The organism is Gracilibacillus thailandensis (assembly GCF_010994055.1).
In the GTDB taxonomy this organism is placed as follows: Bacteria; Bacillota; Bacilli; order Bacillales; family Amphibacillaceae; genus Gracilibacillus; species Gracilibacillus lacisalsi.
On the sequence record NZ_WJID01000007.1, the window covers coordinates 56,973 to 81,978 of the forward strand.

23 protein-coding genes are annotated in these 25,006 nt (G+C 36.1%); all 23 read right to left on the reverse strand.

Annotation, left to right across the window (positions count from 1 at the left end):
• Positions 1-244: 244 nt before the first annotated feature.
• On the reverse strand, positions 245-1,141 hold the full coding sequence (locus tag GH715_RS03425) for a helix-turn-helix domain-containing protein (protein WP_153834240.1): 897 nt from the start codon (positions 1,139-1,141) through the stop codon (positions 245-247).
• A gap of 261 nt (positions 1,142-1,402) precedes the next feature.
• Positions 1,403-1,660, reverse strand: coding sequence for a DUF3243 domain-containing protein (locus tag GH715_RS03430; RefSeq protein ID WP_153834241.1), 258 nt, complete (start codon positions 1,658-1,660; stop codon positions 1,403-1,405).
• Between the two features lie 186 nt (positions 1,661-1,846).
• Positions 1,847-2,566 carry an elongation factor P 5-aminopentanone reductase gene (gene ymfI, locus GH715_RS03435; protein ID WP_153834242.1) on the reverse strand — a complete coding sequence of 240 codons (720 nt, stop codon included), beginning with the start codon at positions 2,564-2,566 and terminating at the stop codon, positions 1,847-1,849.
• Positions 2,567-2,575: 9 nt separating this feature from the next.
• Entirely contained in the window at positions 2,576-3,862 is a 1,287-nt protein-coding gene (gene yfmH / locus GH715_RS03440) for an EF-P 5-aminopentanol modification-associated protein YfmH (RefSeq protein WP_163578431.1), read from the reverse strand.
• Positions 3,852-5,135 (reverse strand): EF-P 5-aminopentanol modification-associated protein YfmF, encoded by a 1,284-nt coding sequence (gene yfmF, locus GH715_RS03445; protein WP_153834243.1) that lies wholly within the window; start codon positions 5,133-5,135, stop codon positions 3,852-3,854. The genes yfmH and yfmF overlap by 11 nt, the downstream gene beginning before the upstream one ends.
• 213 nt (positions 5,136-5,348) lie before the next feature.
• Positions 5,349-6,071 (reverse strand): GntR family transcriptional regulator, encoded by a 723-nt coding sequence (locus GH715_RS03450; protein WP_153834244.1) that lies wholly within the window; start codon positions 6,069-6,071, stop codon positions 5,349-5,351.
• Positions 6,072-6,174: 103 nt separating this feature from the next.
• On the reverse strand, positions 6,175-8,481 hold the full coding sequence (locus GH715_RS03455) for a DNA translocase FtsK (RefSeq protein WP_153834245.1): 2,307 nt from the start codon (positions 8,479-8,481) through the stop codon (positions 6,175-6,177).
• Positions 8,482-8,606: 125 nt separating this feature from the next.
• On the reverse strand, positions 8,607-8,828 hold the full coding sequence (locus GH715_RS03460) for a YlzJ-like family protein (RefSeq protein WP_153834246.1): 222 nt from the start codon (positions 8,826-8,828) through the stop codon (positions 8,607-8,609).
• Entirely contained in the window at positions 8,825-9,544 is a 720-nt protein-coding gene (locus GH715_RS03465; protein WP_018932616.1) for a ClpP family protease, read from the reverse strand. Before GH715_RS03465 ends, GH715_RS03460 begins: the two co-directional genes overlap by 4 nt.
• 424 nt (positions 9,545-9,968) lie before the next feature.
• The gene (dapA, locus tag GH715_RS03470; protein WP_153834247.1) at positions 9,969-10,841 is read right to left on the reverse strand and encodes a 4-hydroxy-tetrahydrodipicolinate synthase; all 873 of its coding nucleotides are present in this window, start codon (positions 10,839-10,841) and stop codon (positions 9,969-9,971) included.
• Between the two features lie 333 nt (positions 10,842-11,174).
• Complete coding sequence (gene dapG, locus GH715_RS03475) at positions 11,175-12,389, reverse strand: aspartate kinase (protein ID WP_153834248.1); 1,215 nt, start codon at positions 12,387-12,389, stop codon at positions 11,175-11,177.
• A gap of 13 nt (positions 12,390-12,402) precedes the next feature.
• Positions 12,403-13,455 carry an aspartate-semialdehyde dehydrogenase gene (asd, locus tag GH715_RS03480; protein WP_153834249.1) on the reverse strand — a complete coding sequence of 351 codons (1,053 nt, stop codon included), beginning with the start codon at positions 13,453-13,455 and terminating at the stop codon, positions 12,403-12,405.
• Between the two features lie 94 nt (positions 13,456-13,549).
• Entirely contained in the window at positions 13,550-14,140 is a 591-nt protein-coding gene (locus tag GH715_RS03485; RefSeq protein ID WP_163578432.1) for a dipicolinate synthase subunit B, read from the reverse strand.
• A gap of 104 nt (positions 14,141-14,244) precedes the next feature.
• Entirely contained in the window at positions 14,245-15,123 is an 879-nt protein-coding gene (gene dpaA / locus GH715_RS03490) for a dipicolinic acid synthetase subunit A (RefSeq protein ID WP_153834250.1), read from the reverse strand.
• 293 nt (positions 15,124-15,416) lie between these two features.
• Positions 15,417-15,656, reverse strand: coding sequence for a YlmC/YmxH family sporulation protein (locus tag GH715_RS03495; protein WP_194928252.1), 240 nt, complete (start codon positions 15,654-15,656; stop codon positions 15,417-15,419).
• Between the two features lie 19 nt (positions 15,657-15,675).
• The gene (locus tag GH715_RS03500; RefSeq protein WP_153834252.1) at positions 15,676-16,893 is read right to left on the reverse strand and encodes a M16 family metallopeptidase; all 1,218 of its coding nucleotides are present in this window, start codon (positions 16,891-16,893) and stop codon (positions 15,676-15,678) included.
• Positions 16,894-17,440: 547 nt separating this feature from the next.
• Positions 17,441-19,546 carry a polyribonucleotide nucleotidyltransferase gene (gene pnp / locus GH715_RS03505; RefSeq protein ID WP_153834253.1) on the reverse strand — a complete coding sequence of 702 codons (2,106 nt, stop codon included), beginning with the start codon at positions 19,544-19,546 and terminating at the stop codon, positions 17,441-17,443.
• A gap of 262 nt (positions 19,547-19,808) precedes the next feature.
• On the reverse strand, positions 19,809-20,078 hold the full coding sequence (gene rpsO, locus GH715_RS03510; RefSeq protein WP_153834254.1) for a 30S ribosomal protein S15: 270 nt from the start codon (positions 20,076-20,078) through the stop codon (positions 19,809-19,811).
• A gap of 126 nt (positions 20,079-20,204) precedes the next feature.
• Positions 20,205-21,158, reverse strand: a complete 954-nt coding sequence (locus tag GH715_RS03515) for a bifunctional riboflavin kinase/FAD synthetase (protein ID WP_338029418.1) — start codon at positions 21,156-21,158, stop codon at positions 20,205-20,207.
• Positions 21,159-22,070 carry a tRNA pseudouridine(55) synthase TruB gene (truB, locus tag GH715_RS03520; protein ID WP_153834255.1) on the reverse strand — a complete coding sequence of 304 codons (912 nt, stop codon included), beginning with the start codon at positions 22,068-22,070 and terminating at the stop codon, positions 21,159-21,161.
• Positions 22,071-22,269: 199 nt separating this feature from the next.
• The gene (rbfA, locus tag GH715_RS03525) at positions 22,270-22,626 is read right to left on the reverse strand and encodes a 30S ribosome-binding factor RbfA (RefSeq protein WP_153834256.1); all 357 of its coding nucleotides are present in this window, start codon (positions 22,624-22,626) and stop codon (positions 22,270-22,272) included.
• A 26-nt stretch (positions 22,627-22,652) separates the two neighbouring features.
• Positions 22,653-22,931, reverse strand: coding sequence for a DUF503 domain-containing protein (locus GH715_RS03530; protein WP_153834257.1), 279 nt, complete (start codon positions 22,929-22,931; stop codon positions 22,653-22,655).
• Positions 22,931-25,006 (reverse strand): translation initiation factor IF-2, encoded by a 2,076-nt coding sequence (gene infB / locus GH715_RS03535; protein WP_153834258.1) that lies wholly within the window; start codon positions 25,004-25,006, stop codon positions 22,931-22,933. Before infB ends, GH715_RS03530 begins: the two co-directional genes overlap by 1 nt.

Below are 25,006 nucleotides of genomic sequence, written 5' to 3' on the forward strand. Positions count from 1 at the left end.
CGGACATTTAATCCCTTATTCAAGTCTTTTTACCCAAAATTTACGTTATTTATGCTGAATAGCGGAATAGATGTCCGCAAACAGTCTAAAGATCCCACTTTTGTCACAAATAACGGATCAAATGTCCGCTCAATCCAGAATCTGGTAATTCGCGTTACTTCTTATTTTATGATTTATGTACATTGTTTTATTTTCTGAAAACATAACCCTCTTTATCAATCAAAAGAGGGTTATGAAATAGTGTTTATTGTTTTTCAATCGTAATCCAAGCTCTTTGAATTTGGGATGCTTGTATTTCGTCAGATAACTCAAGTTCTTCACCATTCAATTCAATATTGATCGATTGTGGTTCCCCAAACCTTAAATATAACTCTTCAACATCTGAAACATCAAGTTCTAATGGGCTTTCATCAGTACTAAACGTTTTTTCATATAGACTGTTACCTGATTCATCTTCTATTTCAAGCCAATTTCTATTTTCAGTAGTGATCACTAAATTGACATTCTCTTCAGTTGTTGTCAAGTTATAGTAAGACTCGTTATTTTCATAGTTATCCAAGGATATCTCAGTTTCCTGCTCTGGCTCTTCAGGCTCCTCTTCTTCTACTTGTTCTTCGCCTGAGGATTCACTGTCTTCACTATCCTCTTCTTCACTTGGAGACGTGCCTTGAGCTGGCGGTAATTGCACGGACTCTCCCGCCGTATTATCATCATTATCTGCCGGTGTCGGATCTCCTTCATCTCCGGCAAAAAAACCTTGTCTAAATAACCAAACCAATACGACAATACCAATGATCAATAATACCACAATTACACTTGGTAATAACGAAAAAATCGTTGGTGTTTTAGTTGTTGGTTTATTTTTTTTACTGCTCTTCACTCGAGAAAGTGCTATACTTTCCTCTTTCTCAAAAGGTAAGTCGCTTTTGTACTCTTCCATTAATTCATCCGGATTTAAGCCAAGTACTGTTGCATATTCCTTAATAAAAGCCCGTACATAAAAAGAACCAGGCATAACATTAAATCGTTCCTGTTCTATCGCATCCAAATATCTTACTTGTATTTTGGTAAGATTTTGAACATCATCTAGTGACATATTTTTACTTTCACGTTCTTCTTTTAGTCTTTCTCCGATTCCCATCTTAACACCATCCATCAATCATTAATCTATATTAATCGAATTGTATATGATAACGTACTCTATAATAGTTGACGTTTATTTACTCTAATATGTTTCATTTTAAACAACATATCTTAATCATATCTTAAAATAAAACGATTGAAAAGTGATAATATACATGAAATCTTACAAATTAAAGAAATTTTAATAAAGAAAGACGCGACCACGAAGTTAAAAACCCTATAAAACATATAAATATGCTTTATAGGGTATCATTCTACGTTATTTCGTACCTTCGTTTTGAACAAGCTTTACCATAATATTTGCAATGGCATGCTGTTCTCTCTCATCTGCTGCATTCCACAAGTCACGTAACATTTTCTCTTGATCGTTTTTAGCTTGCACTTCTGTTGATAAATAGTTACCAATATCATAGGCAAGCTCTGAAATTGCTTGATTACTTATACCATTATTTTGTGCATCATGCAATCGATCTCCTAAAAAATCCTTCCATGACTCAAAGTTGTCAATTACAGACATGTTCATTCCTCCTTTATCAGCATACATTAGTATCTTTCGATATTTTGATTAAAATATGCATACTAACAATAGGAAGATAAAGTGAACTATCATCAATGGGTTTTGATTATAAACTAAATTATCACGTGGTTCTCCGTACTTGAAGTATCGGTCATAGAGAAGTTTTAGCACGATGATAATCAATAATCATCCCCATGCACCGTTAACTCGAATGAGTTCACCTTGTATATACTTAGATTGGTTACTGCACAGAAATTGTACAGCATCTGCAACATCCTCTGGTTTGCCTGCTCTTTGTAAGGGAATGTCTTGAATCAACTTTTGTTTTTCTTCCGCGCTCAAAGCTTGATTCATTTTGGTATCAATAAAACCAGGACTAACACCATTTACATAAACATTACTTGGACCTAACTCTTTGGCTAAGGATTTGATAAAAGCATTTTGAGCGCCTTTCACGGTGGAATAGGCTACCTCACAGCTCGCACCAATTTCCCCCCATATCGAAGAAATCAAGATAATCCGTCCAAATTTATTACGTACCATAGCAGGAATTAATGCCTGTGTTATTTTCCAAGGAGATTTCACATGTAATTGGAGCATTTCATCCATATCATGTTCATCCATATCTTGAAATAAGCCATAATAAGCCTTTCCGCTCGTATAAACTAGATGATCCATATCATGCGGTACTTGTTTGGTAAATTGAGCTAAGCCTTCACTCGTGGCTAAATCTGATTGAATCACATCCAATATTTGATCTCTCGGTATTTGCTCCAGTAGTTGCTCTATTGCTGTTTTGTTTCGGTTATAATGCAAAAAAAGCGAATGGCCTTGATTTGCTAATTGGTTGGCAACCGCCATTCCAATTTCCCCACTTGCACCAGTAATGATCGTTCTCTTCTCCATTGTTATCCTCTATTCATCCGCTTTGACAAAACAAGTAGAAAGTTGTTCTTCTTTAATCCAATCTCGAGTGAAATCCAGCATATCAGCATGTGTTAGCTTTTCCAACCAATCGATACTGTCAAAGAAGTCAATCCCTAATAATTGATAATGCGTGTATTGATTAGCAATGAATTCCAATGAATTCATTGCACGTAATAGTTGGCCAATTTTCTTGCGTTTTATCCGCTCGAAACTTTGATGATCCATGGAAGTGGATTGGAGATTTAACAACTCTTGTTTTATCCTTTGTGCTAATTTTTCTGGATCTTTGGTATTTCCACCTATAATACTAAAACCAAAATTACGTTCTAAATGCGACTCACTACTAAATGATTGATCAATTAGCCCTTCTTCATATAACCGTTCATATGCTACACCACTTTTAGAGAATAAGTGATCTAATACGATATCCATTAACCATTCTTTTTCCATAAATTCTTTTGGATCTTCTGGAATAACATTTTCTTTTATTCCTACCAAGGCTTTCGGAACAGAAACTGGCATGGTGATCGTTAATTCCTTTTCCGCGACTTCCTTTGGTTCATCTGGAAATTTTCTAGTGATCGGTTGTGGTGCTTCAAAGGCTTTTTTGGCTTGGTTATCCTTTATAAAAGCCATTGTTTCTTCTGGATCGACATTTCCAGCAATACACAATACCATATTATTAGGATGATAAAAGGTGTGATAACACGTATATAAATCATTTTTTGTAATGTTATGAATCGATTCCACTGTCCCAGCGATATCAATTTGCACGGGATGATGGTGATAGAGACTTTTAATCGTTCCGAAAAATGCTCGCCAATCTGGTTGATCATCATACATACGTATTTCTTGGGCGATAATCCCTTTCTCTTTTTCAACAGATTGTTCAGAAAAATAAGGGTCCTGTACAAAATCTACAAGTGTTTGTAAACTCTCTCGAACCTTTGATGTTGCCGAGAATAAATAAGCTGTTTTAGTAAAAGAAGTAAATGCATTTGCGGAGGCACCAAGTTTTGAAAAATCCTGAAATACGTCACGATCTTCTTTTTCAAATAATTTATGCTCTAAAAAATGAGCAATTCCATCAGGAACGGTCTGTAAATCCTGTTCATTTAAAGGAACAAAGCTTTGGTCAATCGAACCGTAATTAGTTGTAAAAATAGCAAACGTTTTTGCCATTTCCTGCTTCGGTAAAATAAAAACGCGTAAACCATTTGAAAGTGTTTCTGCATATATATTTTCTTCAATTTGCTGATAATGTTTATGCTTCACTTTGTTCCGCCTCCTTACTCGTCAACAAATATATCGTATCAAGCTTAATTTTATTTGCAACATTAATTACTTGTTCTTTCGTAACAGTGTTTACTTTTTGTAACAATTGTTCTGGTGTGATCGATGATTTTGCCAATACACTTTGATAATGTAATTCGATCATCCCTTGGGGGTTATCTAATGTTTCCCGTAACTGATTAACAGTCATTTCTTTCGTTTCGCTTAGTTGATCATCACTAAACTCACCATTACGCATTTGCTCCATTTGTTCCAATATGATCGTTTTAGCTTTTTCATACTGTTCAGGCGCAATTCCACTAAAGACAAACATTAATCCTTTATGACTTTCAATTCGGGATGCTGCATAATAAGCTAAGCTATGCTTTTCCCTCACATTCATAAATAATTTAGAACTTGGAAATCCGCCAAACAAACCATTAAAAACATGTAATGCTGGATAATCTTCATCATTAAACGTAATATTTGTGCGATAACCAAAATGTAATTTAGCTTGCTTGATATCATCTTCTTCTATCAGTGTTTGTTCACTATCTTTTGTTACTCTCATCGCTTTTTCGATTGGTTGCTGTTGTCGCTCTTCTACGAGTGCTGTAATTTTTTCCTCAACATCTAAGCCATCAATATCACCAACTGCAAAAACATCAAGGTGATCATGATTCAAAATTTGCTGATAATAAGAATAAAGATCTTCTGCTGTAATCTCATCCAAATCTTCTTCATAACCATGCACACGTAAACGATATGCCTCTTCTTTACACATTTCCTCTATCATCCGTGTATTCGCAAAACTCATTTTATCTTCTTTTAATGATTCTATCTTGCTGCGTAATGTTTCTTTTTCACGAGCAACAATTTTAGGATCAAATGCTTGGTTCACTAATTTTGGTTGATAAATAATTTCCCGAAGAAAAGCAATTCCTTTATCTAATAAATCCTGCGAACCAGCAATATATTGCTCATTCGGCAATTCTAACCGAATCGTAAAGATATGATTCTCCCCTTTTTTACTACTGTCAACCGCTAATACGGTACCATATAATTCATCCAGGTGTTGTCGTAATTGTATAGCGGTAGGATAATTCTCTGTACCTTGTTGTAAAATATAAGGAAGTAACGCTCTTTTCGTAATATTATCTCTTGTTAAATTTGACGTAAACTTTAATGATAAGTGAATCGTTTTAAATTTCTTTGTATGTATAAGATGTAAATCATACCCTTCTCTTGGGATGATTCGCTCTAAAGTTTCAGCCATAACTCTACTCCTTTGAATTTTATTTTTGTTGTCTTCTATATTCTATCAAAAAAATCCAAATATTATGCTAAATAGGGAAGTTGTCTCCAAAGTATTTTAAACAAATGATCGCATTTCAAACTATTTGAAAAGCTTAAAAACCCGTCTTGTTAAGTTTAAACGGGTTTTTAAGCTTGCTTATTGGACTTCTTACTTTTCTAGAGAAGGCTCACTTTATAATCTTTTTCTTAAGACGTAAAAACTAAATACATCCGCTCTAAAAAAGTTAGCTGAATATAAGACTGGTTCGTTTTCTTTTGTATAATGCATTTGTCGTAATAATAACAGCGCCTGATCCGGTTCACAATTTAAAATAGGCGAAATTCTTTCATGATAACCGATTGGTTCAATATAAGCTACAGCATAATCTATTTCTTTTTTGCCATATGTTTTTAAAGCTTGAAATATAGATTCCTGACTGTGAATTAATTCTAATGGCATAATACGTTGATCTACTCTATCTATACAATAAACTACTGGATCACCATCTGCTGTACGTACTCGTTCTAGCTGGGCAAATTTTTCAATTTCCAATGGGTCAAAGCGCCGCTTATCTTCATCAGTTGGTTCTGTAATTTCTGCAGATATATATTGTACACCAGGCTTTTTTCCTGACTTTTGTATCATTTCGGTAACACTACCTAGCTGCTCAATACCAGAAGATAGAATCGGTTTTGCGTGTACGAAAACACCTACACCTGGTCTTTGAATCAAAATATTTTCTTCCTCTAGAATTGTAATGGCATCTTGAATTTCTTTACGTGTTACACCTAAGCTTTTTGCCAATTCATACTCAGTAGGTAATTTTTCTTTTTCTTTATAATGCCCGTCCTCTATTAAATTTTTTATATAATGTACCGCAGAAATGGTAGATCCATTATTTAAATTAGATAACATAGCTTCCCCCAACCAATCTATATCCATTGTTTTTATTACAAACAAATATAACACTTTTAGATCGAATAATAAAGAATATTTTGTCTCTTTTGCATTTTTAGTACTAGGATGACGAATTTGCTGTCATGTCATCTGATGCCTGACTTTGTAAAACTGTTCGAGGTTTTGAACCTTCGTATGGGCCTACAATTCCTCTATCCTCCATAGCATCTATTAATCGAGCTGCACGTGTGTAACCAATCCGAAAACGCCTTTGTAGCATGGAAACACTGGCACTTTGCATTTCCAGCACTAACTGTACCGCATCATCAAAGAGGTCATCATCTACCTCTTGGACCACTTCTGTTTCTTCTTCTGGAATCATCTCTTCCTGATATTGTGCCTTTTGTTGCTCAACACAATGATCCACAACACGCTCGACTTCTTCATCAGATAAGAAGGCACCTTGGATACGGACTGGTTTGGATAAACCAACTGGGATAAAAAGCATATCCCCACGTCCTAGCAATTTCTCAGCTCCACCAGAATCCAGAATGGTTCTGGAGTCAGTTTGTGATGAAACACTAAATGCTATACGTGACGGAATATTCGCCTTGATAACTCCGGTAATGACATCAACAGACGGACGTTGCGTTGCAATAATCAAATGAATTCCAGCTGCTCTGGCCATTTGAGCAAGCCTTGTAATAGCATCTTCCACTTCATTCGATGCAACCATCATTAAATCAGCCAACTCATCAACAATGACGACAATATAAGGAAGTTGAGGTTGTTGATCCTCTTCTGCTGCATTATGTCGCTTAATATATTCATTATACCCTTCTATATTTCGTGTACCAGTTTCTGAGAACAGATCGTAACGTCTTTCCATTTCGGCTACGACTTTCTTTAGTGCTCTTGAAGCTTTTTTAGGATCTGTTACCACAGGAGTCAGTAAATGCGGGATGCCATTGTAGACATTTAATTCAACCTTTTTAGGGTCAATCATCATCATTTTTACTTCGTGTGGTTTAGCTCTCATTAGCACGCTTGTAATAATACCGTTAATACAAACACTTTTACCACTTCCTGTTGCCCCCGCAACCAATAGGTGTGGCATTTTATTTAATTCTGCAATCACAGATTCACCAGCAATATCTTTACCTAGAGCAAATGCCAGCTTATTCTGAATGTGATTCTTTTTAGATTCTAGCACTTCACGTAATGTAACCATAGCTGTCTCTTCATTCGGCACCTCTATTCCTACAGCGGATTTCCCTGGAATAGGTGCTTCAATACGAATATCCTTAGCTGCTAAAGCAAGTGCCAAATCATCATGTAGGTTAACAATTTTACTAACTTTCACACCTGCTTCTGGGTATACTTCATATTTTGTTACCGATGGACCAACATGTACTTTGGTAACTCGTGCTTTTACACCGAAGCTTTGAAAGGTTTTTTCTAATTTGCGAACAACTCGTTGTATATATGTTTTTTCTTGTTGTTTACCAAAGTTTTTAGGAAGCTCTAGTATGTTCATTGTTGGTAATTGATAATCCTCGTTCTCAAATACTGTTGTCGGTAGTTGCTCTGGCTCAGGTGTATTCCAATTGTCTTCTTTAACCTCTTCGTTAACTTCTAATTCATCTGTATCTATTGTCTCTATCACTTCTTCATTATTTGCCTGCTCTGTCATCTCTAGATCTTCATTTGCGTATGCAATAGCTGGTAGTTCACTTTCATCCTTGTCACTTTCAAGTAACGTATCATTATTTTCTTTCTGTTCTTTTTCTTGCCTTTTCTCCTTCCATTCTACCAATCGTTGTTTACTGTGTTCTAGCTTCTCTTGTAATTTATGAAAAGCCTTTGAAAATACATCCCCGATTGATAGATTGCTAAACACAATTATCCCTATTAACATGAGAAAAGCAGAAACAATCATTGCGCCAGAAAAAGAAAAAAGAAAGTAACTAATCGCAAACATGATTGCAGCAATCATTCCTCCACCTAGAAAAAAGGTATCTCGGTCGCCTTGAATATAATCTGTGAAAAATGTAAAACTTTGACCTATAATCGAAGGATAATCAGTTGTACGACTAAACGCTTCTTGAAACGTAAGAATATGAGTAAGCAACAAAAGACCTGCCAAAACTAAGTACGTACCTATCCATTTGCGGGTTGATAACTTTGGCCACTTTCGTTTCACCATCAGAAATACCCCAACAATTAATAAAAAAAGTGATACAAGGAAATACCAATTTCCGAAGAAAAACCTAAAGATATTTTCCAATAATGATGAAACGGCTCCATCGCTTATCAAAGTAGCTCCACTACCGAAAATAGCTAAAAACACTAATAATAAACCGAGCAATTCTTTTTTTATATTATTTTTTAAGGGTTGTTTTTTTCTTCTTTTTTTTCTTTTTGCCATATAAACACTCCTCAAGTCCCTTTTAATATGTATGAAATACCCTTGCTGTTCGTAAGCAAGGGTGTCTAATTAGGCTCTATTTCTGATTTCTATTATAGCATAGAATCAAAAATAGAACGAATATTCTATTGAAGATTTTCATGACTCGGAATAATCGTTCCCGGTGAGAAATGTTCCGCTAAATAATCATTTGGATCTGTAGATATTAATTGAACAATTCGCATATCACCGTTCTCTAACCTTTGGATACAACATGGTTTGCTTTGGAAGCTAATTATTTCATATTGCTGGTAATCTTGTTCGGAATAATGAATATCCTCATAACTAAGCGGTGTATATAATATCATTGGATCAACTCCTGAGAATCCTTTTTCCCTTCAATTAACTCATTAAGTTTTGACATTGCTCCACTAATACCGCCAACTTCATTAATTAAACCGTACTTCACAGCATCTTCTCCGACTACATTTGTACCAATATCCCTTGTTAAATTTCCTTTTTCGAACATTAATTCTTTTAATTTGTCTTCCTTAATATTGGAATGACTAGTTACAAATTGAAGGACTCGTTCTTGCATCTTATCAATATATTCAAATGTTTGTGGTACACCAATCACAAGCCCTGTAAGACGAATAGGATGAATCGTCATTGTTGCTGATGGAGCGATGAAAGAATAATCGGTTGATACAGCGATCGGAACACCAATGGAGTGACCTCCACCTAACACAACAGAAACAGTTGGTTTAGATAGTGATGAAATCATTTCTGATAAAGCAAGACCTGCTTCGACATCACCACCGACTGTGTTTAATACCACAACTAGCCCTTCTATTTTCGGGTTTTGTTCGATTGCAACTATCTGTGGGATGAGATGTTCATATTTGGTTGTTTTATTTTGTGGCGGTAATTGAACATGCCCTTCCACTTGACCGATGATGGATAACACATGAATATTAGAGTCTGGTGCATTCGGTATGGTGGATTGTCCTAACTGTTGAATCTTTTCAACAAGTGATGATGATTGCGATTCTTTTTCTTTTGTTTCTTGTTTTTGTTGTTTCATACCTAATTACCCCTTTTCATCATAGTAGTAATTAGTATGAACCACCTAGCTTATTTCATTCTGTACCCTTAACTGTTCTGGAAAAAATTTTTCGATTCGAAACCTATTGATTGCAACCTTGAAAAATAATTCGTGAACGGACATTTAGTGCGTTATTGGTCGGAATAATAACCAACTTTCGGTATTGGCAGACATTTAATCCCTTATTTGCTTCATTTCGACTTCAATTAACACTATTTTTGGTGAATAGCGGAATAGATGTCCGCAGGCAACCGAAAAACGATACTTTTGCCAATAACGGAACAAATGTCCGCACTCAGTTCGGTATATGCTATGGTTACGTTGTTTTATAGTTTATGTATTTGATTCATTTTTTGCAGTTGAAAAGAACCTGTTTCATCGTGATGGAAACAGGTTCTAACCATTATTGAAATGATTCAATTACTCTAAATAAGTTTTGTTCCTCAAATGGCGATAACGGTACTAATGGTAAACGTACAGAACCTACATTGATTTGTTGGTAGTTCAAGGCAGACTTGACTGGTGAAGGAGAAGGTGCCATAAATAATGCACGCATGATCGGAAGTAACTTACGATGAAGTCGACTTGCTTCTTTCACTTTACCTTGTTCGAATAATTCAATCATTTCTTTCATTTCTTTACCAATAATATGGGAAGAAACGGAAACAATCCCTGAACCACCAATAGATTGGATTGGGAGGGTTAATGAATCATCACCACTATATACAGAAAAGCCATCCTCTGTTTGTTCTAATATAGAAGCAATTCCGTCCAGATCACCAGTAGAATCTTTAACCGCCACAATATTATCGATTTGGGACAAAGCAACAACTGTTTCTACATTCAAGCGCACGACTGCTCTTGAAGGAATATTGTACAACATAATTGGTAATTTGGTCTCTTTAGCGATTGCAGCATAGTGCTGGTATAACCCTTCTTGATTGGGTTTATTATAATACGGGGTTACAACTAGAGCACCATCAATCCCTATTTGTTCTGCTTCTTTGGTTAGTTCGATCGACTCTTGTGTATTATTACTTCCAGTCCCAGCAATAATAGGTACTCGACCAGCCACCACTTTCACGACGTGTTTAAATAAAGTGATCTTTTCTTCATGACTTAATGTTGGAGATTCACCTGTTGTACCTGCTACAACAAGTCCATCTGATCCCGTAGCAATCAAATGTTCGATCAATTGTGTCGTTATATTTAAATCGATACGATTATTTTCATCAAAAGGTGTCACCATTGCAGTTAACAGTCTTCCGAAATCCATAATGTCACCATCTCCTTTCCAATCTCCTTCACCTGATTTGCAAATGCTAAACATTGATTAGTATAATTTTGCTTCATTTAGTGGTTTTATTTTACAATACGCTCTAAAGTGCGTGTTCAAAAAGTTGCCAAATTAAAAGGCAAGAAGGTCGAGGCGGCGCAGTTTCGAGTAGCTGAACGTATGCATTTAATACGTGAGCAACGGAGAAACAAACTAACGAAGAGATTCACCGCTTATCATTTGGTGACTTTTTGAACAACATCTTATATCGAAAAATGGCGAACATAATTATGCCATGAATATACGATTTCATCAATAGAAAATTACAATTTTTTATTTTTCTAATCGAAAAGCTTCATGTAATGCATTAAGTGCTGTTTCTAAATGAACATTTTGAATTAAGACCCATATAGTTCGATGACTATCTGCTGATTGTAAAATCGGAATATTTTTATTAGTTAACGTCTGTACGATTTTTGATGTAACTCCAGGCACTCCTGACATACCTGCTCCAACTAATGAAATCTTTGCACAATCTTTCGTAAAAATCGGTTCAAGCTCTAATGACTCTAAAACTTGCTTCGCTAAATCTTCGTCTCGTTCAAATATCGTATATATTACACCATTTGGTGATATATTGATAAAATCAACAGAAATACCCGCCTCAGCCATCGCTTTAAAGACTTTCACGTGTATTTGTTGAGGTTCTTTCACCTCTTGAATTTTTATCTGAGTAATCTGATTAACATATGCAATCCCTGTAGCCAAACGATCATGTATACTCTCCGAATAATCAGTTTCAGGAATATTGGTAATAAGTGTTCCTTTATCATTCAGTTTAGTAGCACGCACTCTAATCGGAACATTTGCTTGCATCGCAATTTCTACCGCACGAGGATGGATTACTTTTGCTCCTTGATACGCTAAATTACATATTTCTGTATAGGAAATAGTATCTAATTTTTGTGCTTTGGTAACAACCCGTGGATCTGCTGTCATAATGCCATTCACATCCGTAAATATATCTACATATTCCGCTTGTAAAGCTGCTGCCAATGCAGTGGCAGAGGTATCACTCCCACCCCTGCCAATGGTTGTTATTTCATTATTTTCCGTTTTTCCTTGAAATCCAGCTACAACTACTACTTGATGGTTACTTAAAACATCGTATAAATGTTTGGTATCTACTGTTTTAATTTGTGCATTGGAAAAGTTACTTGTCGTAATAATACCAGCTTCTCCACCAGTCATTGCAATAGCATCAATTTGATGTTCCAGTAAATCATGCGAAAAAACTGTCGCAGAAATTGTTTCTCCACAAGACAATAATAAATCTTTCTCCTTATTACTTAACATAGAATGATTTCCATCGATTAATGATAATAGTGCATCTGTTGAGTAAGGTTCAGGGTAACGACCCATTGCTGAAACAACTACAACTACCTTATAGCCTTCAGCTAACGCCTCTTTTATATGGCGAATCGCGTATTCTCTGGATTCTTTATTTTTAACAGACGTACCACCAAATTTTTGTACCAATACCCGCATGTTCCCACCTCATTTATTTATTGAGCCAGTTATTTTTAATTAGAGATTCAGCAATTTGCACGGAATTCCAAGCAGCTCCCTTTAACAAGTTATCAGAGACTACCCATAAGTGGAACCCTTTCTCATTATCCAAATCTTTACGGATACGTCCTACAAACACATCACTTTTACCTGCTGCTTCCAATGGGGTAGGATATACTTGATTGGCTGGGTCATCTTCTAAGACAACACCATCCGCGTTACTAATCGCTTCTTTAAATTGATTAACGGTTACGTCATCTTTGTCAACTTCAACATATACACTTTCTGCATGAGATGTAAAGAATGGTAATCGTACACAAGTTGCTGCAACTTGAACAGATTCATCATGCATGATTTTCTTTGTTTCATTGATCATTTTCATCTCTTCAAATGTGTATCCATTCTCTTGGAAAACATCAATTTGAGGTAATGCATTAAATGCAATTGGGTAGTGATGTTTTTCCCCAGATACAGGTAATAATTCTGGCTTTAATTCTTCACCATCTAAAAATGCTTTGGACTGAGAATGCAATTCCTCGACGGCCTCATTTCCAGCTCCTGATACTGCTTGATATGTCGAAACAATTACTCTAGACATACCAAACTTATCTTGAACTGGTTTAAGAGCAGCTACCATTTGAATGGTAGAACAATTTGGGTTTGCGATGATTCCGTTATGCTTCTGGATATCTTCTTCATTTACTTCTGGTACCACTAGTGGTACTTCAGGATCCATTCGGAATGCACTTGTATTGTCAACAACGACTGCACCACGTTTTACTGCTTCCGGTGCTAACTTTTTAGAGACTGATCCACCAGCTGAAAACAGCGCAATATCAACACCTTCGAAACTTTCTGGTGTAGCTTCCTGTACCGTATATGTTTTACCCTGAAACTCCATTTCTTTTCCGGCTGAACGTTTAGAAGATAATAATAGTAATTCGTTGATTGGAAAGTTCTTTTTATCCAATGTTTCTAGCATTTTTGCTCCTACTGCACCAGTAGCACCCACTACTGCTACATTATATTGTTGTCCTGTTGCCATGTTTATTGTCCCCTTCCATTTGATTCAATGTTTAATTTGATTATCTTTTTTATCATAACATATTATCGATTATTCTTTAATTATTTCATCATAATTACTTGTTTCTTTCTATAACTACTGGCTGTATTTGCTTATATTCAAGAGCATTCTCTACCGTTTCCGGAATGAGTGTCATATCTGATACCATTGAATTTGGTTTCTTAATCGGATCGTCCTGACCAAATGGAACGAAATATATTAGCTTAGTAGACATTAACCTCATTAAATTAACACCATTTAAGCCTAATGCATCATTGGTTGAAACGCCAATGACAACTGGATTTCCATTTCTAATCGTTGCTTTTGTTGCCATCAGAACAGGGCTGTCGGTTATGGCATTAGCGAGACGACTCATGGAATTACCAGTCAAAGGAGCTAATATCATAGCATCTAATGGTTCGATCGGTCCTAACGGTTCAGCATCTACAATCGTTGCGATCGGTTCTCTACCTGTAATTTCTTTAACGCGATCCATATGATCTTGAGCTTTACCGAATTTACTGTCTGTCTCTTTAAATGTATAGGAAACAACTGGCACTAATTCGGCACCTAACTCAACTAATTTTTCCATTTGTGGAAAAACATCTGCATAAGTACAATGTGATCCAGTTAAACCAAATCCAATTTTTTTCCCTTTTAAATCCACTAAAATACCTCCTATTTTCGTAATCTTTATACAGAATCACAGGGTTCACCAATTGGGCTTACGTTATATGCCCAGTATATGCCCAGATCATCTGTGTGTTACTGTTAGGAGGTGAATAGTATTTTGGCTATGCGATCAGCCAGAATTTCGCCTGCCGTTGTCGGAGCTACCATCCCCGGCAAACCTAAAGCATGGATTGCTTCTATCCCTCTGGTTTTCGCATATTCAAAATCAATTCCCCCAGGCTTGGAGGCTAGATCGATAATAATCGCCTGACTATTCATTTTTTCAATAAGAGATTTATCTACTACTTTTGCAGGAATCGTATTAATTAAAATTTGACATTTATCTATATATTGCTCGATCTTGTCTAACGGATACGCTTCCCATCCTTTTTCATAAACACGTGCCAAATCAGTTTCATGCTTGGAAATAACTGCTATATTAGCTCCAAGACCAGCAAAGCTATTGGCAGTCGTTTCACCAACTCGCCCATATCCAAATACGAATACATTCGAATGATGAATGGTGAAATCGGTATGTTTGATAGCAAGCATAATAGCTCCTTCGGCAGTAGGGATGGAATTATAAATAGCAACATCATCTCTTTCCATTAATTTGATCAAATGTAAACCGTTGTTGCTAATATGCTGATCCAGCTTTTGATTGGATATGCCGGTGAACACTATACAATCTTCTGGTAATGACTGAAACCATTCCTCAGTTAATTGTATTTTTTCATTTGAAAACATTGTTTCGACAAAGCCATCATCATCTATACCGGTAATCGGTAATATGACACCATCTAATTGAGATGTATCCAAATTCTCGATTGTTGACTGCATAACGCCTGTGTAGCTTTGCTCTACTTGTTCAAAACCTAATATGCGAATACTTAAGTGATCAATCGTTTTAAGTGCATGTATTAAAGGCAAATATCGTGCATCGCCTCCAACAATTGCAATATGTTTTGTCTTCTGCATCTTGTCACCTCACCAACTCTCTATCTAAACAATAAATCTTATCTAAAATTATCATATGAAAACATGGAACAGAAGTGAAGAGGCAAATATCCTAAGAAAGAAGAAAAGCTTTTCCCCCAGGAGTGAAAGAGGGCAAGGTCTGCTCTACAACATATGCCAAAGTTAGAAACTTAGATTATTATCCTCATAGAAGTGTTGAAATATGGCATTGAAACCTCTAAATAAAGTTGTGATACCAATGGTTATATAATTTTCTATCTAAAATAAAAAACGAAGCCGATTAGCTTCGTTTTTTACACATCATCTGTTTCCACAATAATCATATCGTCACCGATTTTTTTAATCTGTTTCCAATCAATTCGTGAATAGGATTCTGACTTTCTTAAGCCAAACATACTGTATTGTGGAATGGTAAAAGAAATGATTTGACCTGTTTTTTCATCAATTTCAAGATCTGTTTGTCCCAAAACACCGAGTCTAGAACCTGTAGTTAAGTCAATCAACTCTTTACTGCTTAAATCGTTAAAACGCATCATTAACACCTCCAATCTATTATTCAGGTGAAATAATGGCAGTTGCAACTCGATCAGATTGTAATGTATCAAGAATATGTTGAACATCATCTAATTTGACTTCATCAATTTTTTTCATCATTTCATCAAGGGAAGGATGAGTTTGCAATAATAATTCATTTCTGGCATTCCGGCTCATTTTGCTATTTGTACTTTCAAGACTTAACATATAAAGTCCTTTTAATTGTTCTTTACTGTTTTGCCACTCTTTATTAGATAAACCATTCATCCTCAACTGATCGACAATATAGGATATTTTATCTTGAACGATATACAACTGATTTTTCGAAGTTCCCGCATAAATGGTTAACAGACCACTATCAACAAAGGCACTATGATAAGAAAAAATGGAGTATGCCATCCCTTCTTTTTCTCTTATTTCTTGGAACAACCTAGAACTCATACTGCCACCTAAAACATTATTAACAATCATCATGGCGTATTCAAGGTTATCTTCTATCCCTACACCTTCATATCCTAGACAGAGGTGTGCTTGTTCTGTTTCTTTTGTTTGTGAAATTTGCTTAGGATAAAATACTGGTTTGCTTGCACCTTTTTTATCGGGTAATGATTGATTTTCTACAGTTAACGTCTCTTCCACTGTTTTAATAAAACTGGAAGTCGCATTACCTACGATCGAAACAACGATATTTTCAAGAACATAGTGATTTTGCATATATTGAAATATATCTTGTTGTGCTAGTTGATTAACGGTAGACTTAGTACCCAATATTGGCTTTGCCAATGGATGTTGCTGGTATGCTGCCTCAGCTAATAAATCATGAATAATGTCATCTGGTGTATCCTCTGTCATATTAATCTCTTCTAACACTACATTCTTTTCTCTTTCCATCTCTGTTTGATCAAAGGTAGAGTGAAGTAGCATATCTGCTAAAATTTCTATTGCCAATTCTTTATGCGTATCGAGGACTTTGGCATAAAAGCAAGTGTATTCTTTTGAAGTGAACGCATTAATTTCGCCACCAATGCCATCAAATGCTTCCGCAATTTCCTGTGATGTTCGATTTTCTGTTCCTTTAAATAACATATGCTCGATAAAATGAGATATGCCGTTTAGTTCTGTCGATTCATCTCTTGAACCGGTTTTAACCCAAATACCGATAGTTACTGATCTGACAGATGTGATTTCTTCCAATACAATTCGCATTCCATTACTGCATTCCTTACGATGTAACAAATCAAAATCCTCCTAAAACTATGCTAGTACCTAATTTGCGTAGTAAGAAAAAGTGCGGCATTCTCCCATTCTGATTAATGATGAGTGCTCACATGCGCTCCGGCAGAATACTGCGCTTTCCGTGGGCTCGGCTTCAGCTAACTTGGTGAAGAAAGGCACTTCACCAAGTGGATCTTCAGCTCTCGCTGTCCCACAGGAGTCTCCGTATTCTGCCTCCGCTACATTGTAGTGTTCTGAATTAGAATGGAAATAATCATCTAGAATATATACACTTGCTTTCCTCTCTTTTTTCCAGAACACTATTCGAAGCTGCGGAAAAATGCGACACTCCTGGGGGAACAGCACGAGCCGAAGATGCACTTTGTAAAGTTAGCTCAAGATCGCCTCCGGAAAGGGAGTATTTTTCCACAGCGACGATTATTCACACATCAAAAATCATTATGGAAGAGATCCTATCCTTACTCACGTTACTGCGCAGTTTATGTATGGTGTAATCCTTTACCTGAAGGTTTAAAAAAAGAAACTGGTTGGCCAGCTTCTTCTTTGATTAATTGTTTTCTTTTTGTTCAATAAGTACTGCTTTTCTTGAAAGATTGATACGTCCTTGACGGTCAATTTCTTTTACTTTGACCATAATCTGATCGCCAATTGACACTACATCCTCTACTTTGCCGATTCTTTCCTCGGCTAATTCTGAGATGTGCACTAATCCTTCTTTTCCTTTAAATAACTCTACAAAAGCACCAAATTTTTCAATACGTTTCACTGTACCGAGGTACATTTGTCCAACCTCTACTTCACGGACTATATCTTCAATTAATTTTTGAGCTTTTTTGTTCATCTCTGTATCAGTTGAAGAAATAAAGACATGTCCATCTTGCTCAATATCAATTTTGACACCAGTCTCTTCAATAATTTGATTGATTTGTTTACCGCTTGGACCAATCACATCACGAATTTTATCTGGATTAATATCCATTGTTAAAATTTTCGGAGCATAATCAGATAATTCATGTTTAGGCTCTTGAATCGTTTCTAACATATGAGAAAGGATGTGCATACGTCCTTTTTTCGCTTGTGTTAGAGCCTCATCAAGGATTTCACGTGATAAGCCTTCAATCTTAATATCCATTTGCAACGCTGTAACACCTTTTTCAGTACCCGCTACTTTGAAGTCCATATCTCCTAAGAAGTCTTCCATACCTTGGATATCACTTAAGATCGTATAATCTTCACCAGATTTAACAAGACCCATCGCTATACCAGCTACTGGTGCTTTAATCGGAACACCTGCATCCATCATTGCTAATGTACTTGCACAAATACTTGCTTGAGACGTTGAACCATTAGATTCCAAAACTTCTGAAACAAGACGAACAGTATAAGGAAATTCTTTTTCATCTGGAATTACTTTTTCTAATGCGCGTTCACCTAATGCACCATGACCGATTTCACGTCGTCCCGGTCCACGGATTGGTCCAGTTTCCCCTACACTGAAAGATGGGAAATTATAGTGGTGCATAAATCGTTTTGATTCCTCTGCATCCAATCCATCTAAGATTTGTACATCACCTAATGCACCTAATGTACATACACTTAATGCTTGAGTTTGACCACGTGTAAATAATCCAGAACCGTGAGTACGTGGTAAGACACCAATTCTTGAAGACAACGGTCTGATTTCGTCAATTTTTCTTCCATCGGGACGTACTTTTTCTTTCGTAATTAAACGACGAACTTCTTCTTTCACAATCTTGTCTAATACAGTAGCTACTTGTTTTAATGTATCAGCGTCTGCCTCAGCTTCTTCATACGCTTCTTTTATTTCTGCTTTTACTTGTTCAATTGCTTCCTCGCGTGCATGCTTTTCTTGTACTTGAATTGCTTCCACAAGTCGAGCTTTTGCTTTATTTTCTACTTCTTCTACGATGGAATCATTAACTTCGAATAATTGAATTTCCATCTTCTCTACTTGTAATGCTTCAATGATTTCTTCTTGAAAAGCAATTAATCGTTTGATTTCTTCATGACCAAACATGATCGCTTCTAACATAATTTCTTCCGGTACTTCATTTGCTCCTGCTTCAACCATGTTAATCGCATCTTTAGTACCAGCTACTGTTAGATCAATATCACTTTTTTCACGTTCTTCCAATGTTGGATTAACAACGAAATTTCCATCGACTCTTCCTACTACAACACCCGCAATAGGCCCTCCAAAAGGAATATCAGATACACTTAAAGCAATCGATGAACCGATCATTGCCGCGATTTCAGATGGCAAGTTTTGATCCACACTCATTACGGTACTAATCACCTGTACCTCATTTCGGAAACCATCTGGGAACAACGGGCGGATCGGACGGTCAATTAGTCTTGACGTTAATACAGCTTTTTCACTAGGTCTACCTTCTCTTTTGATGAATCCTCCCGGGATTTTCCCAACCGCGTATAAACGTTCTTCATAATTGACGGTTAACGGGAAGAAAGGTAAATCCTTTGGTTCTTTTGAAGCAGTTGCAGTTGCTAATACAGCAGTATCACCATAATGCACCATACATGCTCCATTTGCTTGCTTGGCTAGTTCACCAATTTCCACTCGGAACGGTTGACCAGCGATTTCAGTTGAAAATACTTTCTTTTCTTCTACCATTATAGTACTCCTCTCAAAACAACTATGCTTGTACATGACTACTTTTTATTTTAGCATGTTGTTTCCACATATGTAACTAGTTCTATTGATTAAACATTATTCGGAATAGTATTAGTATTTTCTATTTTGCCTAGAAATAATCAATATGTTATTCATTTATTTCATCAACATCAAGAAAAAATATACTTATTCCGTATTACGTTGTATTTCACTAGTTTTTTACATACAGAAAAAGCGGGATCACTCCCGCTTTTTAGTTGGTTTATCGACGTAAACCTAATTTTTGAATTAGTGTACGGTAACGAGCAACATCTTTGTTACGTAAATAGTTTAACAAGTTACGACGTTTACCTACCATTTTTAATAGACCACGACGTGAGTGGTGATCTTTCTTATGAGTACGTAAGTGGTTATTCAAATTATTGATTTCCTCAGTAAGGACAGCAATTTGAACTTCTGGTGACCCAGTGTCGTTCTCATGTGTTTTGTATTCATTGATGATTTCGTTTTTACGCTCTTGTGTAATAGCCATCCTATTCACCTCCTAATATTTCAAATTGAACCCCTATCCCCTAGCAATCGCCGGAGAATTCGAATTGCCAAGTGGATGGTTTCCGTATTAAAGGTTACAACTTTTCGACTTAAAATGCAAGTGGTTTTATTCATTTATTGCAAAAAATTCACGACTTTGTTCTTCGTCATCTCTCAGCTTTTCTACCAATTCATCGATTCCAGAGAATTTTTCTTCATCTCGAATAAATTTTTTCCAATAGACGACTATCTGTTCGCCATAAATATTCTCATCAAAATCGAAAATGTGTACTTCAAGCTTTGTATTTTCCCGATCATCTGTAAATGTCGGGTTATATCCAAGGTTTGCCATACCATAATAATGCTTATCTCCAACTTCTACTTCCACAGCATATACACCAATTCTAGGTAAAAAATAATAATCCTCTATTTTGATGTTTGCAGTTGGATAGCCAATTGTTCGACCACGTTTATCGCCATGAATAACTTCTCCAGTTAAAGAATAGGGCCTGCCAAGTAAGATCTCTGCTCTTTCCATATTCCCTTGCTTCAACTCATGACGAATTCTAGTTGAACTAATTTTATCATCCTGATAATCTAATCTGCTGATTGTTGTAATCTCCAGTTCGTTACCAGTAAACTCATGGATATTTTCCATATTACCTGAACCTTTATGTCCAAACGTAAAATCAAATCCCGCCACTAAGTGAGAGATATGTAGATTTACAATAAAATGGTCAATAAATTGTTTTGGTGTTAATTTCGCTAATGATTGATCAAATCGAATAATATATAAACGATCCACCCCTGATGCTTCCATCTTTTTAATTTTATCATCAATAGGGGTAATATACCGTACTTGTTCAATTTGTTTTTGTAATACTACAGAAGGATGCGGATCAAAAGTAATTACTGCAGATTCTTTTTTTGATTGGCTGGCAATATTCATTGCTTGTTCTATTACTGCCTGGTGTCCCTTATGAACCCCATCAAAAAATCCAATAGCAGCTACAGTATCCGGCAAATTTTCTCTTTTTAAGTCATGGGGATATACAAGTGATTGCACTTCCACCTGTCTCACCTACTTTCTTTCATTCAATCTGAAAACACGTGCTGGTTTTATTTCTTTCTTATTATCATGTACTTGATAAATAGCTACCATTCTATCGTGAAAGGTTACTCGAAAAAAAGGTGTCTTAGGCATTGGGCTTGGTAATGGTAATTTTTGTCCATGTAAAACTTTTTCCATCATTTTTTCGTCGATTGCCCAATTATCTAGATGAGCAAGCCCTTTATTGATCGATATAAGTGGTACTGGTTGGTTTTGATCTAAGCACTCTTGAATTTGGTCAAGAGTAATTGTATCTTGTTCTGATAAATTCCCTGTAGCTATTCTCACTAAATGTGACATATGGGAGGGGAATCCTAAAGCTTTTCCGATATCAACACATAGTGTACGGATATATGTACCTTTTGAACATGTAACTTCAAATTCTACTGATTGAGTCTTCTTTACTTTATCATATGTAGTAGATAAAAAACGAATATTGTGAATCTTCACTTGACGAAACGGTCTTTCAACTGGTTCATTGGCTCTTGCATATTCATAAAGCTTTTTGCCATTCACTTTAACCGCAGAATATAAAGGAACTTGTTGGGTAATGACCCCACAGAATTCTTGTAATACTTGAAGAATAGCTTCTTTCGATACTTCGATTGCAACGTTCTCATCTTGCAGAATTTCACCTGTGTGGTCTTCTGTATCGGTAGAGTAGCCTAATGTTGCCGTTGCTCGATACGTTTTTGTCGTATCTGTTAAATAAGGAACAATTTTGGTTGCTTCCCCTATACAAATAGGTAGAACCCCTTCTACTTCCGGGTCCAATGTACCTGTATGCCCTACCTTCTTGGTGCCAAGTAATTTTCTTACCTTAAAAACACAATCATGTGATGTCATTCCTGTACTTTTCCATAATGGTAAAATCCCGTCCATACGTCACCTCCACTCTATATATTGTAGACAAAAAAAGTATAATTCATCGTTTTTTCCTTAGCGATGGTTATGCACTCAGCAAAAATTCAGTATGGAAGAGAGCATATCCTTACTTAAGTTACTGCGCAGTTTATATATACTGTTTGATTTCGTTGTTTCAGTCAGAAAACCCTTGTTGAAAGACAAGGGTTTTCCATTCTTACTGTTCTTTTTCAGACTCGTTTAATTCTCTCAAGATATGCTCAATTCGGTTTCCTCGTTCGATTGTATCGTCAAAGTCAAATATTAATTCAGGTGTCTTTCTTAACCTGATTCGTTTGCCAATCTCTGAACGGATAAATCCTTTTGCTTTGGCAAGACCAATTAACGTATCTTGCCTTTTATTTTCATCACCTAAAACCGAGATAAATACCTTTGCCTGCTGCAAGTCTCCGGTAACTTCTACATCTGTAATAGTAACAAATCCTACCCGAGGATCTTTGATTTTGCGGGAAATGATATCACCAAGCTCTTTTTTCATTTGTTCGGCGACTCGATTAGAGCGTAGTTCTCCCATCTGTATCACCTCTTTCCTAGCTTACTTCATCTTATTTCAGTATTTGTTATAGTCCGTTCTATTTCCGTAAAAGAATCGAGTATACCTAGTGCTTGTTGGATAATTTGCTGACCAATTTCACCCGACTCCGATACGGTGACTATCCCTAGTTTAGATCGTTGCCATAAGTCTTGATAATCCATTTCAGAGATGGCAATATTTAAATCTTTACTAAGACGATTTTTAATTCTTTTTAATACAGATCGTTTATCCTTTAACGAATGACATTCATACAAAAAGATTTCAACTTCTGCATAGGTAATCATTAAATTTCAATTTCCTCCATTACATATGCTTCGATTATATCGCCCTCTTTAATATCATTGTAGTTTTTAATCGTAATACCACATTCATAATTTTGGGCAACTTCTTTGACATCATCTTTAAAGCGTTTCAATGTATCAATCTCACCTTCATAGATAACTACACCATCACGAATTAAACGAACACCAGAATCTCTGGTTACTTTTCCATCCGTAACATAAGCTCCTGCTATCGTACCAATTTTGGACACTTTAAAGATTTCTCTTACTTCTACTTGACCAATTACTTTTTCTTGATATTCAGGGTCTAAGAGACCTTTCATAGCAGCTTCTACTTCTTCAATTGCTTTATAAATAACACGGTGAAGACGAATATCAACATTTTCAGATTCTGCTGCTTTTTTCGCGTTATTATCTGGTCGAACATTAAACCCAATAACAATAGCGTTAGATGCTGAAGCGAGAATAATATCTGATTCTTTAATTGCACCAACACCTGTGTGAATAATGTTGACTTTAACACCTTCTACATCAATTTTTTGCAATGATGCAGCTAATGCTTCAGCAGATCCTTGTACGTCTGCCTTAATAATCACATTAATGTCCTTGATATCACCTTGTTTAATTTGTTCGAATAAGTCATCCAAGCTGACACGAGACTGTGTACCACGTTTTTCTTCCAATTGTTTTTCTTGTCTCATTTCACCGATTTGTCGCGCTTGTTTTTCATCTTTAAATACAACAAATCGATCTCCTGCTAATGGCACATCATTCAGACCTGTAATTTCAACAGGTGTTGAAGGTCCAGCTGAGTTAATACGTTTACCTAGATCATTTACCATCGCACGAACACGACCAAACGTATTACCAACTACAATCGGATCTCCTACTTTTAGTGTACCATTTTGTACAAGTAATGATGCAACAGAACCTCGACCTTTATCCAATTGTGCTTCAATTACTGTACCATTAGCACGACGGTCTGGATTTGCTTTTAATTCTTCCACTTCTGCTACAAGGAGGATCATTTCTAACAAGTCATCGATTCCTTCTCCTTTTATCGCAGATAGTTGTACGAATATTGTATCTCCACCCCAGTCTTCAGGGATTAATTCATATTCTGTTAATTCTTGCATAACACGATCCGGATTTGCGCCTTCTTTATCCATTTTGTTCACTGCTACAATTATTGGTACTTCCGCTGCCTTAGCATGGTTGATCGCTTCAACGGTTTGAGGCATGACACCATCATCAGCTGCTACTACTAAAATAGCAAGGTCTGTAATTTGAGCACCACGTGAACGCATGCTCGTAAATGCTGCGTGGCCTGGTGTATCTAAGAAAGTTACTTTTTTATCGTTTTCTCTTACTTGGTATGCACCAATATGTTGAGTGATTCCGCCTGCTTCACCCTCTGTAACTTTCGTATGGCGAATAGAATCAAGTAAAGTAGTTTTCCCGTGGTCTACGTGCCCCATAATCGTTACTACTGGAGGACGTTCCTCTAATTTAGCTGGATCATCTTCTTCAATATATGTTTCAAGGTCTGCTTTATCAATTTCAATTTCTTGTTCTACTTCTACTCCATATTCACCACAAATTAATTCTAAAGCATCTTCATCAAGGTCTTGGTTTTTGGTAGCCATAACCCCTAAAAACAAAAGCTTTTTAATAATTTCATTTGGCTCTTTATTTAACTTTTCTGCCAGTTCTCCAACAGTTATAGAACCTGAGTAAGTTATTTTTTCAGGCTGTTGTGGTTGAGTATTAGTTGGCTTCTTAGCCTCTGGTTTGTTGTTTTTTTGATTGTTTTTCTGATGTTTATTATTATTCTTTTTCTTGTTAGATTGTTGATTATTATTTGGCTTTGTGTTTTTGGATTGTTTATGATCCTGTGCCTTTTTTGGTTGCTCTTTTGGCTTTGGTTGAAAGCTTTGATCTAGCTTTGCTTTCATTTCATCAGAAATAGTCGACATGTGATTGGAAACCGGAAGCTCTAATTCTTTTAGTTTATTAATAACTTCCTTACTGGTTTTATTTACTTGCTTAGCGTACTCATATACTCGTATTTTTGACAT

Bases quoted from the DNA above. Each gene is read 5' to 3' on its own strand.
- GH715_RS03450 (WP_153834244.1), bottom strand. From the start codon at position 6,071: ATGTTATCTAATTTAAATAATGGATCTACCATTTCTGCGGTACATTAT.
- GH715_RS03465 (WP_018932616.1), bottom strand. From the start codon at position 9,544: ATGAAACAACAAAAACAAGAAACAAAAGAAAAAGAATCGCAATCATCA.
- rpsO (WP_153834254.1), bottom strand. From the start codon at position 20,078: ATGGCTATTACACAAGAGCGTAAAAACGAAATCATCAATGAATACAAA.
- GH715_RS03460 (WP_153834246.1), bottom strand. From the start codon at position 8,828: ATGATATTATATACACCGCTTAGTTATGAGGATATTCATTATTCCGAA.
- ymfI (WP_153834242.1), bottom strand. From the start codon at position 2,566: ATGGAGAAGAGAACGATCATTACTGGTGCAAGTGGGGAAATTGGAATG.
- asd (WP_153834249.1), bottom strand. From the start codon at position 13,455: ATGGCAACAGGACAACAATATAATGTAGCAGTAGTGGGTGCTACTGGT.
- GH715_RS03425 (WP_153834240.1), bottom strand. From the start codon at position 1,141: ATGGGAATCGGAGAAAGACTAAAAGAAGAACGTGAAAGTAAAAATATG.
- GH715_RS03455 (WP_153834245.1), bottom strand. From the start codon at position 8,481: ATGGCAAAAAGAAAAAAAAGAAGAAAAAAACAACCCTTAAAAAATAAT.
- dpaA (WP_153834250.1), bottom strand. From the start codon at position 15,123: ATGCAGAAGACAAAACATATTGCAATTGTTGGAGGCGATGCACGATAT.
- GH715_RS03530 (WP_153834257.1), bottom strand. From the start codon at position 22,931: ATGATTACCTATGCAGAAGTTGAAATCTTTTTGTATGAATGTCATTCG.
- GH715_RS03430 (WP_153834241.1), bottom strand. From the start codon at position 1,660: ATGTCTGTAATTGACAACTTTGAGTCATGGAAGGATTTTTTAGGAGAT.
- GH715_RS03495 (WP_194928252.1), bottom strand. From the start codon at position 15,656: ATGCGTTTTAACGATTTAAGCAGTAAAGAGTTGATTGACTTAACTACA.
- yfmF (WP_153834243.1), bottom strand. From the start codon at position 5,135: ATGGCTGAAACTTTAGAGCGAATCATCCCAAGAGAAGGGTATGATTTA.
- infB (WP_153834258.1), bottom strand. From the start codon at position 25,006: ATGTCAAAAATACGAGTATATGAGTACGCTAAGCAAGTAAATAAAACC.
- dapG (WP_153834248.1), bottom strand. From the start codon at position 12,389: ATGCGGGTATTGGTACAAAAATTTGGTGGTACGTCTGTTAAAAATAAA.
- pnp (WP_153834253.1), bottom strand. From the start codon at position 19,546: ATGGTAGAAGAAAAGAAAGTATTTTCAACTGAAATCGCTGGTCAACCG.
- rbfA (WP_153834256.1), bottom strand. From the start codon at position 22,626: ATGGGAGAACTACGCTCTAATCGAGTCGCCGAACAAATGAAAAAAGAG.
- truB (WP_153834255.1), bottom strand. From the start codon at position 22,070: ATGGACGGGATTTTACCATTATGGAAAAGTACAGGAATGACATCACAT.
- dapA (WP_153834247.1), bottom strand. From the start codon at position 10,841: ATGGATTTCGGAAGACTGTTAACTGCAATGGTGACACCTTTTGATGAA.